Genomic DNA, 12166 nt, shown 5'->3' on the forward strand with positions numbered 1-12166 from the left:
AACACTCAGCGTTCGTACAGCGACCGAACGGTGTCGATGGTGTCGGCCTCGTCGGGCCGCTTGTCGTCGCGGTAGCGCAGCACCCGGGCGAACCGCAGCGCCATCTTGCCCGGGTAGCGGCTTGAACCCTGCACGCCGTCGAACGCGATCTCGACCACCTGCTCGGGGCGCAGCCGCACGACGTAACCGTCCATCGGGCCGTCGGCGAGGTCGGTGAACCGCGTCGTCTGCCAGTCCAGCATCGCGTCGGTCATGCCTTTGAAGGTCTTGCCCAGCATGGTGTAACCACCGGTGGCCGGGTCACGAGCGCCCAGATGGATGTTCGACAGCTTGCCTGTGCGCCGTCCGGAACCCCACTCAACCGCCAGCACCACCAGGTCCAGGGTGTGGACCGGTTTGACCTTCAGCCAGCCGGCGCCCCGCCGGCCCGCCTCGTACGGCGACTCCGGGTGCTTGGCCATCACGCCTTCGTGGCCGGCGGCCAGCGTCTCGTCGAGGAACTGTTGGGCGACAACCGAATCGGAGGTGACGCAGCGCTGCACCCGCAGTGGTTCGGGGACCACCTCGTCGAGCGCTTCGCGGCGGCGCTGCGCAGGCTGATCCAGCAGGTCGATGCCGTCACGGTGCAGGATGTCGAAGAAGAACACCGAAAGCGGTTGCGCTCCATCATCGGAGCGTTTGCCGATCCGCGATGAGGTCACCTGGAACCGGTGCGGACGACCGTCAGGGCGCATGGCCAGGGCCTCGGCATCGGCGATCAGGTTCGTCACGGGCAGTGCCAACACGGCGCTCACCACGTCAGGTACGCGGGCCGTGATGTCATCCAGGCTGCGGGTGTAGACCGACACCTCGGTGCCGGATCGATGAATCTGCACCCGGACACCGTCGAGCTTGGTCTCGAATATCGCGGCGCCACCCAGCTTTTCGAGGGCATCGCCGACATCGGTCGCGGTCTGGGCCAGCATCGGACTCACCGGGCGGCCGACGGCGAGCGTGAAGCACCGCAGCGCGTCGGCACCGTCGGACATCACCGCGGCAGCCACCGTGGCCAGATCACCGCTGAGCATCGCGGCGCGCCGCACGTCGGCGGCGGGGATACCCGCGGCTTTCGCGACTGCGTCGGCCATCACCCCGGCCAGCGCGCCCTGACGCAGCCCGCCGCTGAGCAGCCCACGCAGAAAGGTCTGTTCGACCTCGGTGGCCGCCCCGAACAGCGCGTGCAGCAGCTCGGTGCGGGTGGCCGCTGAACCGCGGCCGGCGACTGCCTTGATGGCCGACAGGGCGGCGTCGACCTCGATGACGGTCAGCGCCTGGCTCTCGGCCGGTGGCGGCAGCGAACGCAGTGCCGCCCAGCCGACCCCGATCTGGCGCTGGGGCAGCTCACCGGACAGCCAGTCGACGACGATGGCGACAGTGACCGGATGGTCGGCGGCGGCGCCGAGCACGGCCGCGATCCGGCTGATCTTCGCCGACCGCGCAGATAGCGCACCGACCTCGGCTGAAGCCGCGGCGACGTCGGTAAGGAGCACCAACTCAGCTTGGCACGGGGGTCCGACATTGATGATGAAAGAGCGTTACCGCGCAGGTCGTGACCCTGGGTCTGACTGACGCTCTGCTGGGTTGTCTTTAACTTGATCTGTCCGGCCTGTGTGGTGCGCGTCTTGTTCACGCCGGACAGGACGGACATGACTTAATCAGGAGCTTGGCCGTTCCTCACCAATGTCTTGTCTGCCCGCCCTGGCCGGTGTGCCCCACCTAATGCTGGTCAGAAGGGACACCATCATCTTGACAGAATCTGCGCGCATCGTTGCCGGTGCGGACACCCATGCCGGCACGATCCATGTCGCCGCGATCACCATGACTGGTGCCGCTGTTGATGATCGGGAGTTCCCGACCACGCGCGCCGGATACAGCGCGGCCATCAGCTTCCTGACCTCACTGGGTCAGGTTGAACGGATCGGTGTGGAAGGCACCGCCAGCTATGGTGCCGGATTCACCCGGGTGCTGACCGCGGCTGGCGTTGAGGTCGTCGAGGTGACCCGGGCGGTTAAATCCACTCGCCGCCTCAGAGGCAAATCTGATCCGCTCGATGCCTACAGCGCCGCGCGGACCGCGTTGGCCGGTGACGGGCTGGCCACCCCGAAAGACGACACCACCGCCGGCCTGCGGGCCCTGCATGTCGCTCGTCGGTCGGCGGTCAAGCACCGCACCGCGGTGATCAACCAGATCAAAGCCATGCTGGTATCGGCGCCCGATGTGATACGCGAAAAATACCGTGGTTTAACGACATTGAAGATGGTCGAGGCGATCGCCCGCTGCCGCCCCGACACCCAGCCCGAGCCGTGGGCGCAGTCGATGCTCAGCGCAGCCAAGCTGCTCGCCCAACGCGTGCAATTCCTCGAAACCCAAGCCGAGGCACTCGGCGCCCAGATCGACGCATTCGTCACCGCGGCCAATCCCGCACTACGCGCGGCCCACGGCGTCGGCGCGGACACCGCCGCTCAGCTATTGATCACTGCCGGGGCTAACCCGCACCGGCTGCACAGTGAAGCTGCGTTCGCCGCGTTGTGTGGGGCCGCGCCGGTACCGGCGTCCTCGGGTAAGACCAACCGACACCGACTCTCTCGCGGTGGTGACCGCGCCGCCAACAGCGCACTGCACCGCATCGCACTAGTACGGATGTCCAACCACGATCGGACCCGCGATTACGTGCAACGCCAGGTCACAAAAGGGCACAGCAAAAAGGAGATCTTGCGCAAGCTCAAACGAGCCATCGCCCGAGAAATATTCACCCTGCTGACCCGCCAGATCGACGTGCCCGAGTACACCGACCTGCGCCCGGCTCGGCAAGCCAAGAACATCACCGTGACCGCCGCAGCCAACCATTTCGGGGTCTGGCCCACCGTGATCTCCCGCATCGAACGCGGACTACAACGCGACGACACCTTCGCAGACACCTACAGAAACTGGCTCAACGCGGCTTGACATGAATAGGAGCATCATCATCCGGCTCAAGCCACGGTGAAGGACACCGAATGCCAGCCCGTGGCTCCGTCGGGGACGGCGCCGGCGACGTCGGAGGTCTGCACCGCACCGGTGCCATCGGTGGCGCGGACGGTGATGGTGTGGCGCCCCGGCTGGTCTGCCTGCCAGGGGTAACTCCACAGCCGCCAGGTGTCGTTCGAATATGCGGCGCCCAGCGTCGCCGGCCGCCACGGACCGTCGTCGATGCGGACTTCGACGGCCTTGACGCCGCGATTCTGCGCCCACGCGACGCCGCCGAACGTCGCCGGACCCATCGGCACCCCGGAGCCGGCGCGCGGTACGTCGATGCGCGACTCGGTCTTGATCGGCCCATGCGCGGACCAGCCCAACTTCGTCCAATAGGCCTGGGCCCGATCGAATCTGGTGAGTTCCAGATCGACGAGCCACTTGGTCGCCGAGACGTAGCCGTACAAACCGGGAACCACCAGCCGCGCCGGGTAGCCGTGCTCGGTGGGCAGCGGTTCGCCGTTCATGGCGACGGCCAGGAGCGCGTCGCGGTTGTCGGTCAGTGCCTCGACGGGGGTGCCCGCGGTGAACCCGTCGATGGACTTGGACAGCACCATGTCGGCGTCGGCGTGGATGCCGGCCCGGGCCAACAGGTCGCGCACCCGGTAGCCGGTCCAGGTGGCATTCGATATCAGGTTGCCGCCCACCGGGTTTGACACGCAGGTGAGCGTGACGACCTTGTCGATCGCCTCGAACTGAGCGAGCTCGTCGAAACGAAAGGTGACCTCGCGGTCGACCATCCCGTGGATCCGCAGTCGCCAGTCCTGCCGTTGCACCTGCGGGACGGACAGCGCCGTGTCGATCCGGTAGAAGTCGGCGTTCGGGGTGATGAACGGCGGCAGGTCCACCCCGGCGGGTTGCACGTCCGACGGGATCGGCGGGCCAGGGATTTTGGGCGCTGGCGGGGTATAGGCGCTGCGGTCGCCCGAGACCGACGACGCCGCGCGGCCCAGGACGGTGCCGATGACCCCGGCCAGCGTGCCGGCGGCCAAGAAGCCCAGGGCCGCCAGCGATCGACGCCGGCCGGGATCGGCGGCACCGGTGTCCGCGTCTGGTTCGGGGACCCGGGGATCGAGGCGCTCGGAGACCAGGACGCGCAGGACCGCGATACCCGCCGCCGCGCCGACGAGGGACGGGACGACGTCGATGAGGCGGGCGCCGGTGCGGGACAGCACTGCGGCGCCGCCCAGCACCCCGGCCAGCCCGATGGCGATACTGCCGAGCTTCCGGTCCTCGAATTGCGCTGTCACCATGGCGATCACCGCGATGGCCAGGATCACCGCCACGGTCAGAAACAGTTTGTCGTTGGTGCCGAAAGTCTGGATGGCCCACTCTTTGAGCGGTCCCGGGGTCTGATCGATGACCACCGACCCGACCGCGGTGCGGGAATCGGCGTGCGGCCCAAGCGGAATCGCCAGGAGCGCAGCCACGCCGAGAGCCACGGCCGCGGCCGCCAGGCCGGCGAGTGATCGGTGCGGATCCAGTCGAGGTGCCACATAGCCACAGTACGACTCACCTGGCGGGTCAGTCTCAAATGAAAACGGATCGTAAGAAATAGCTGCCCGTTCGGGTGATTCCGGGCCAGAATCACAGCATCATGCAGCCGACCTTGACCGACCGTGACCTAGATATCGTCCAGAACTGGATCCGTGCCGAGGGACTGGGTGAGCACCTCGCCGACGTCGAGCCGCTGACCGGCGGTACGCAGAACATCGTGGTGCGGTTGCACATCGACGGCCGGCCGGTGGTGCTGCGCCGACCGCCGCTGCATCCGCGGCCGACCAGTGACAAGACCATGCAGCGCGAGATCGCGGTGCTGTGGACCCTGGCCGGCACCTCGGTGCCGCATCCTGCGTTCATCGCCGGCTGCGAGGACCCGTCGGTGCTCGGCGTCGTCTTCTACCTGATGGCCGAGGTCGACGGCTTCAACCCCGGCGAGGAGCTGTCGCCGGCCTACGCGGCCGACCCGAGCCTGCGGCACGACGTCGGGCCGTCGTACGCGGCGAGCCTGGCGCAGCTGGGCAACGTGGCTTGGGAAGGTAGCCCGTTGGCAGCCATCCGAAAGCCGGGATCGTTTGTGGCACGGCAGGTTCCGCAGTTCGTCGGCCTGCTGCAGAGCTATCGGCACGACCACTACGACCCCGAATCGCTGGACGGGGTTGCGCAGCTGGCGACCTGGTTGACCGACAACCGGCCGCCCGATGGCGAGCCCGGAATCATGCACGGCGACTGCCACCTGAACAACGTCATGCTGCGTCACGACAAGCCGGACCTGGCGGCGTTCGTCGACTGGGAGATGTGCACCGTCGGCGATCCGCTGCTGGACCTGGGCTGGATGCTGGTGTGCTGGCCGACCGCGCCCAACGCCATTGTCGTCGGCGCCGCGCTGGCCGAGGCCGGCGGACTGGCCGGGCGGGACGAACTGCTGGACGCCTATCTCGCCGCGGGCGGCCGACGCACCGAGCATCTGGACTGGTACCTCGCGATGGCCTGCTTCAAGTTGGGCATCGTCATCGAGGGCACCTGGTCGCGCTTCCTGGCGGGTCTGGCCGACCGCGAGGCAGGGGAGAAGCTGCACGCCTCCGCCACCGAGCTGATCCACCTGGGTGTGCGGGTTGCCAAGGGCGACAACCCGTTCGCCTATCGGTAGGTATCCCAGCCCAGTTTGACGGCCAACGCCAGGCCGGCCACTGCGATGGTCAATCGCAGCGGTGTCGCCGGGGTGTGCCGCACCACGACCGGACCCAGTCGGGAGCCCACCAGACACCCGAAGCCCAGCGGGACCACCGCAAGCCAGTTCACCGGGGCGAGCGCGATGAAGCCCACGGCGGCAACACCATTGGCCACGCCGAGGATGACGTTCTTCGCGGCGTTGGCGTGGGCCATCGACTCACTGCCGCTGTGCAGCAACAAGGCGAGCAGCACCACGCCGGCCGCGGCGCCGAAATACCCGCCGTACAAACAGATCACGAAGATCGCGACGGAGATGAGCACCGCCCGCCCCCGGCCGGGTTCGGTGTCGGCGCCGCGCCGTTGGGGAATGGCGATGGTGACCGAGGACAGGCCGAGCAGCACCGGAACCACCACCTCGAAGCCTTCGGCCGGCAGGGCCAACAGCAGGGCTGCTCCGGCCGCCCCGCCGAGTGCGGCGGCCGGCAGGACGCGGCGCAGCCACGGTCCCATGCCGTCGAGTTCGGGGAGGGAACCCCAGACCGATCCGATGGTGTTGAAGGTCAGCGCGACGGTGTTGGTCACGTTCGCCGCCACCGGCGGCAGCCCGGCCATCAGCAGGGCCGGATACGTCGCGACGGATGCCAGCCCCGCGATGCTGCCGGTCAGGCCGCCTGCGACACCGGCGGCGAGCAGAAGTAGTGCGTGCTGCCAGCTCATCGCGGCAAACCCTACAACCTGGCGATTTGTGCACGAAAATCCGCGCTGACCGCGGAAAATCGTGCACGAAACGCGGAGGTAACTGTCGTCCGATAGAAATAGCGTCATGGACGCGATCGGTGCGATCGATGAGGCGGGCGACGACGCCGCGCTGCGCTCGGGAATCGAGCAGGGCCTGCAGGCGGTGCGGGCCGCGGCACGCGCGTCGGCTCCGGCCGGTGAGGTCGCGGCCGCCTGGTCTCAGGTGCTCCGATCCGGCGTCGCAGCGGCTGTTCGGCTGACGCCCGTCGGTATGCCATGGTCGTGGTTCGTCTCCGGCAGTGTCGCGCGGGGCGAGGCGGTGGCGGGATCCGACGTCGAGACCCTGGTCGTGCTGGCGGACGACGCCGGGCGGGACGAGGCACTGGAAGCGGCCGCCGCAGTGCACGCCGTCCTGGAGCGGTGCGGTGTGCGAGCCGATGCCAACGGGGTGCTGGCCAGCCGGCCGCGGTTCTGCCGATCGGCGAGCGCGTGGTCTGACGGCATCGCGCACTGGGCAGCCGATCCGCGGCAGGACCGCGGCGTGGTGATGACCGGCGTGCTCGCCGACTCCCGTGCCGTCCACCTGGCCGACGCGACGGTGACCGACGACTTACTGCGCGCCCAGGTGGTGCGCGCTGCCGGTGACAACTACCCGGTCCGTCAGTACCTGCTGCAGGACGCCACCACGTTTCGGGCCACGTTTCCCTCCCGGCTGCGCATGTTGGCCAACCAGTCCGACGCCGTCGACCTCAAACTGGCTGCGATCGATCCGCTGGTGAAGATCGCGCGGTGGGCGGCGGTGTCGGCCGGTTCCACCGCGCTGTCGACGCCCAGCCGGCTCGACGCCGCCGGAGCCGCGAATGTGCTTGATGCCGAAGATGTTTCGAGCCTTCATGAGTGTTTCACCGCGTTGGTGAGATTTCGGTGGATGTCGAGGTCCGGCGGTGACCAGGTGGTGCTCTCGGAGCTGCCGCCGCAGGAGCGAGCCATGCTGCGCAGTGTGGCCCGAGAGGTGGCCGGCATCAGCCGCAAGCTGACTTTTCTCGCGTCGACGTCGGCGTTCCGTTGATGGCGGCAGAGTTCACCGAGGCCACCGCGACGGCGCTCGCGGCACACCGCGCGGTGCAGCAGACACTCGCCGCCCAACGCATCGAAGGCTGGGAACCCGAGCCCGCCCACATTGTCGAGTTGGGCGCACTGGCTTCTGGCGCCATGGATTTCGGCGACTACCTGACGCGGCGTCGCGAGCAGTATCCGTCGGCGCCGGTGCGGCGCCGGTTCCTCCGGCGCCGGGTGCCGTACCTGATACCCGGAACATCGGTGCTGCGCAACAACTTTGGTATTCAACACGGGCCTGATCTGGCGGCGGTGGAATTTCAGGTGACGGCGGGCCGAATGGTGCTGTGGCACGGCAGGCAGTCCGAGGCGAGCATCGATATCAGCGCCCTGCACCGCGAGCTCTTCGGTGACGTGTATTCCTGGGCGGGGGAGCTGCGCACCGTCGACCTTCGCCGCGGCAACTCGGCGTTCACGTGGCAGGTTGACGTCGCGGCTCGGCTGGCTGAAATCCAGCTCACCGCAACAGTATTGGCGGACATCGGAGCCGGCTTCGACAACCCGAGGCTGGCCTGGGAACTATCCCGGCTATACGCCCGGTACAACCAGATTCACCCGTTCCGGGAAGGCAACGGGCGCACCGGGATGCTGCTGCTGCACGCGCTCGCCGGCCGATGCGGGCGGCAACTGGACTTCACCGGTATCAGCCGCGCCGCCTGGTATTCCGCGTCGCGGGACAGCACGCCGCTGCACCGGGACGGGCACGCCAGCCACCGGCCGTTCCTGTGGCTGCTCAACAAGGCCGTGAAATCGCCTTGACCCGAGGCGCGGTCGCGGACTAACCTCGGCGACCATGCTTCACATGCTCGTAGTAGCCAGTACCCACAGCGGGGTCTGATCCTGACCGACCCCTCGCTGTGGGTCGGACGCTACTACCTGTCGGTCACTTCTTTCGAGCAGAAAAGACCGACGCATGTTCACCTCCACCGCCATCTCCACCACTTCGCGTTTCGCGGATCTGTTTGACCGCCCCGTGCCTCGTGACCTGCGCGAACACGCTGAAGCGATGTGTCACGACACCTTCATCGATCACTACGGCCATCAGCGTGGGCCGGTCCGCCTCGGCAGTTGGGGCACCACCGGCGACGACGACCGTCGCCGCGGCGTCACCGCTGCGCGCCGGTACCGGGCCAGCATCGCCGTCGGCGACCGCATCGCTACCTCGACGGCGGCCGCGACCGGCCCCATCGCGGCCCTGACCGCGATGCTGCACGAGCGCGGCATGGCCGTCGAGATGATCAAGTTCCATCAGCTGCCCGCCGTCGGCGGCGGCATCGCAACTTTCATCCAGGGCACCGACGGTGTGCGCGCGGAGTGGGCCATGGGCTGGGCCCGCGACCCGGTCCAGTCGGCGCTGCGGGCGATGATCGCGTGCGCCAACCGGCTGCACGCCTAGTTTCTAGACGCCGAAACGGCATTCCAGCAGAGAAAGTGCGAGTAAGCACCTGCTGGAATGCCGTTTCGGCGGGGGATCAGCTGATGGGGCGCAGCGTGATCGGCATGCCGTCGATCGGCACGGGCATGCCGCCGTAGTCGTATCGCGGCTTGTAGCCCTTGTGCGGGAGTTCCAGGCGGTAGCGACGCAGCAACCGGTGCATGACGGTCTTGATCTCCAGCTGGCCGAAGACCATGCCGATGCACTTGTGCGCACCGCCGCCGAACGGGGCGAACGCGTAGCGGTGCGACTTGTGCTCATTGCGCGGCTCGGCGAAGCGGTCCGGATCGAATTTCTCGGGCGCCGTCCACAATTCGGGCAGCATGTGGTTGAGCGACGGCCAGGTGATGACGTCGGTGCCCGCCGGGATGTAGTAGCCCAGCAGCTCGGTGTCGCGCACTGCCCGCCGGAAGTTGAACGGCAGCGGCGTCTGCAAGCGCAGTGCTTCGTTGATCACCAGGTCGTAGGTCTCGAGTTTCTCCAGCGATTCGATGTCCAGCGGGCCGTCCCCGATGCGCGCGGAATCCTCGCGCAACCTGTCCTGCCACTCCGGGTTGGCCGCCAGGTGATAGGCCATTGTGGTCATCGTCGACGTCGAGGTGTCGTGCGCGGCCATCATCAGGAAGATCATGTGGCTGACGATCTGGTCGTCGGTGAAGCTGCCGCCGTCCTCGTCCTGGGCGTGACAGAGCACGCTGAACATGTCGGTGCTCTCGCTGCGGCGCTTCTCGGCGATCGAGCGGGAGAAGTACTCCTCCAGCGTCTTGCGGGCCTGGATGCCGCGCCACCACTTGAGGGGAGGGACGGGCGTCCGGACGATCGCGTTGCCGGCCCGGGTCGTGGTGGTGAAGGCCTGGTTGACGGTGGTGACGAGCTTGTGGTCGGTGCCCGCCGGGATGCCCATGAAGACCTCGGCGGCGATGTCGAGGGTCAGTTCCTTGACCGAGGGGTGGAACAGGAACCGGGGATCGTTGGCCACCCAGTCGGTGGCCAGCACCTTGGTGGCGACGGAGTCGATGTGCGACACGTAACCGGTCAACCTGGACCTGGTGAAGGCCTCTTGCATGATCCGGCGGTGGAACATGTGCTCGTCGAAGTCGAGCAGCATCAGGCCGCCCTCGAAGAACGGTCCGATCACCGGATCCCAGGCCTTCTGGGAGAAGTCCTTGTTGCGGTTGGAGAACACCGCCTGAGTGGCGTCGGGTCCCATCGCGGCGACCGCGGACATCGCGGGCGAGTCGGCGAAGTACAACGGACCGTGCTTGCGGTACTGCTCCAGCACGAACTCGGGGCCACTGCGGAACGCCTCGATCAGGTGGCCGATGACCGGCAGTCCCGAATCGCCCTTGATCGCCTTGAGGCCGCTGCCCGCCGGCGGCTCGGCGAACACGAACTCGTCCCACTTCTTGGCGCGCAGTCGCTGCTCGACGAGGCCCATGCCCGGCAGGTTGGACGGCGTGGGCTTGATTCGCCGGATGGCCTGATCGAGGAGGTAGTTCGGGGTGCTGATAGTCGCCATTGACCACTCCTGAATGCGAAGTTTGTGGTGAAAGTCACCACCTGATGTCATCTTGGCTGGCATACTTGACGCGTGTCAAGTTTTGAATTGGTGTGTCGGCGGTGACATCGTGAGCGCCATGAGCGCTGAAGTCGAGACGGTCGACAGGGGCCGCAGCCGAGGCGACAGGCAACGCGACGCCATCATCACCGCGGTCCGGGAGCTGCTGGAGGAGAAGCCGTTCGCCGACCTGTCTGTCAGCACCATCAGCGCCCGGGCAGGTGTGGCGCGGTCGGGCTTCTACTTCTACTTCGACTCCAAGTACTCCGTGCTGGCCAAGATCGTGTCCGAGGCCATGGAGGAACTGGATTCGCTCACCCACAACTTCGCGCCGCGCGAGCCGGGCGAGACGCCGGCGTCCTTCGCCAAGCGAATGGTCGGCAGTGCGGCGGCGGTATTCGCCAGCAATGACCCGATCATGGCGGCGTGCACCATCGCGCAGAACACCGACGCAGAAATCCGCGACTTGATGGCCGATTTCGAAGACGGGGTGATCGCCAAGATCGTCGGGGTCGTCGAACAGGACACGGGCGCCCGGCCGATCTCCGGCGATCTGCCCGGGTTGGTCCGGATCCTGGTGTCCACGACGGCCCTGACGCTGTCCCGCGACAGTGCCTTCATCGGTCGCGACGGTGACCCGCAGCGCGCCATCGAGGTCGTGGAGCGGATGTGGCTCAGCGCGTTATGGGGTGGCGGAGACCTGCCTGTGTAGGGTCGGGCCATGACGCGGTGGAGCGGCTACGCAGGTAAGCAGTGTTTCGTGACGGGGGCGGCCAGCGGGATCGGCCGGGCGACCGTGCTCAAGCTGGCCCAGCAGGGCGCGATCCTGTTCCTGACGGACCGCGACGCTTCGGGTCTGGAACAGACCGCCGCCGATGCCCGTGCACTGGGCGGTGAGGTGGCCGAATGCCGTGCGCTCGACATCTCCGACTACGACGCCGTCGCGGCCTTCGCCGCGGACATCCACAGCCGGCACGAGGCCATGGATGTGGTGCTCAACATCGCCGGGATCTCGGCCTGGGGCACCGTCAGCACCCTGACCCATCAGCACTGGCGCTCGATGGTCGACGTCAACCTGATGGGGCCCATCCACGTCATCGAGACCATGGTTCCGCCCATGGTGGCCGCCGGCCGCGGCGGACGCCTGGCCAACGTGTCGTCGGCCGCGGGCATCGTCGCGTTGCCCTGGCATGCCGCTTACAGTGCCAGCAAGTACGGCCTGCGTGGCGTGAGCGAGGTGCTGCGCTTCGACCTGGCCCGGCACCGTATCGGGGTGTCGGTCGTGGTGCCCGGCGCGGTGAAAACGCCTCTGGTGCAGACGGTTCAGATCGCGGGCGTGGATCGCGACGATCCGCAGGTGCAGCGCTGGGTGGCCAGGTTCGCCGGACACGCGGTGTCGCCGGAGCAGGCCGCGGACAAACTGCTGTCCGGGGTGGCCAAGAACCGGTTCATGATCTACACGTCGGCGGACATCCGGGCGCTGTATCTGTTCAAGCGGCTGGCATGGTGGCCTTACAGCGTGTCGATGCGTCAGGTGAACGTGTTGTTCACCCGGGCCCTGCGGCCCAAACGGGCTGAGCCCCAAAACCGCTGAG

At 67.5% G+C, this 12166-nt stretch carries 11 protein-coding genes; 7 read left to right on the forward strand and 4 right to left on the reverse strand.

Features of this window, described 5'->3' with window-relative positions; genetic code table 11:
• Positions 1-5: 5 nt before the first annotated feature.
• Positions 6-1529, reverse strand: coding sequence for an ATP-dependent DNA ligase (locus tag ACNO8X_RS13055; protein WP_418005625.1), 1524 nt, complete (start codon positions 1527-1529; stop codon positions 6-8).
• Between the two features lie 256 nt (positions 1530-1785).
• Here ACNO8X_RS13055 and ACNO8X_RS13060 point away from each other — a divergent pair, with 256 nt between their 5' ends.
• Positions 1786-2985, forward strand: a complete 1200-nt coding sequence (locus ACNO8X_RS13060) for an IS110 family transposase (protein WP_418004667.1) — start codon at positions 1786-1788, stop codon at positions 2983-2985.
• A gap of 26 nt (positions 2986-3011) precedes the next feature.
• On the opposite strand, the gene ACNO8X_RS13065 is transcribed toward ACNO8X_RS13060, so the two are convergent.
• Positions 3012-4547, reverse strand: coding sequence for a molybdopterin-dependent oxidoreductase (locus tag ACNO8X_RS13065; protein WP_418005626.1), 1536 nt, complete (start codon positions 4545-4547; stop codon positions 3012-3014).
• A gap of 101 nt (positions 4548-4648) precedes the next feature.
• Here ACNO8X_RS13065 and ACNO8X_RS13070 point away from each other — a divergent pair, with 101 nt between their 5' ends.
• Entirely contained in the window at positions 4649-5701 is a 1053-nt protein-coding gene (locus tag ACNO8X_RS13070; RefSeq protein WP_418005627.1) for a phosphotransferase family protein, read from the forward strand.
• Here the strand turns inward: ACNO8X_RS13070 and ACNO8X_RS13075 are convergent.
• The gene (locus tag ACNO8X_RS13075; RefSeq protein WP_418005628.1) at positions 5692-6441 is read right to left on the reverse strand and encodes a sulfite exporter TauE/SafE family protein; all 750 of its coding nucleotides are present in this window, start codon (positions 6439-6441) and stop codon (positions 5692-5694) included. The two genes, ACNO8X_RS13070 and ACNO8X_RS13075, sit on opposite strands and share 10 nt — an antisense overlap.
• 106 nt (positions 6442-6547) lie before the next feature.
• On the opposite strand from ACNO8X_RS13075, the gene ACNO8X_RS13080 reads away from it, so the two are divergent.
• From ACNO8X_RS13080 to ACNO8X_RS13090, 3 genes are all read left to right on the forward strand, one after another.
• Positions 6548-7531: a putative nucleotidyltransferase substrate binding domain-containing protein gene (locus ACNO8X_RS13080; RefSeq protein ID WP_418005630.1), complete on the forward strand. Its 984-nt coding sequence runs from the start codon at positions 6548-6550 to the stop codon at positions 7529-7531.
• Positions 7531-8337, forward strand: coding sequence for a Fic/DOC family protein (locus ACNO8X_RS13085; RefSeq protein ID WP_418005631.1), 807 nt, complete (start codon positions 7531-7533; stop codon positions 8335-8337). Before ACNO8X_RS13080 ends, ACNO8X_RS13085 begins: the two co-directional genes overlap by 1 nt.
• Positions 8338-8491: 154 nt before the next feature.
• Positions 8492-8974 carry a homocitrate synthase gene (locus tag ACNO8X_RS13090; RefSeq protein WP_418005632.1) on the forward strand — a complete coding sequence of 161 codons (483 nt, stop codon included), beginning with the start codon at positions 8492-8494 and terminating at the stop codon, positions 8972-8974.
• Between the two features lie 76 nt (positions 8975-9050).
• Here ACNO8X_RS13090 and ACNO8X_RS13095 read toward each other — a convergent pair whose 3' ends face one another.
• Positions 9051-10532: a cytochrome P450 gene (locus tag ACNO8X_RS13095; RefSeq protein WP_418005633.1), complete on the reverse strand. Its 1482-nt coding sequence runs from the start codon at positions 10530-10532 to the stop codon at positions 9051-9053.
• A 118-nt stretch (positions 10533-10650) separates the two neighbouring features.
• On the opposite strand from ACNO8X_RS13095, the gene ACNO8X_RS13100 reads away from it, so the two are divergent.
• Complete coding sequence (locus tag ACNO8X_RS13100; RefSeq protein ID WP_418005634.1) at positions 10651-11283, forward strand: TetR/AcrR family transcriptional regulator; 633 nt, start codon at positions 10651-10653, stop codon at positions 11281-11283.
• Positions 11284-11292: 9 nt separating this feature from the next.
• Complete coding sequence (locus ACNO8X_RS13105) at positions 11293-12165, forward strand: SDR family oxidoreductase (RefSeq protein ID WP_418005635.1); 873 nt, start codon at positions 11293-11295, stop codon at positions 12163-12165.
• Position 12166 lies beyond the last annotated feature (1 nt).

This window comes from Mycobacterium sp. PDNC021, from assembly GCF_048282635.1.
Taxonomy (GTDB): Bacteria; Actinomycetota; Actinomycetes; order Mycobacteriales; family Mycobacteriaceae; genus Mycobacterium; species Mycobacterium llatzerense.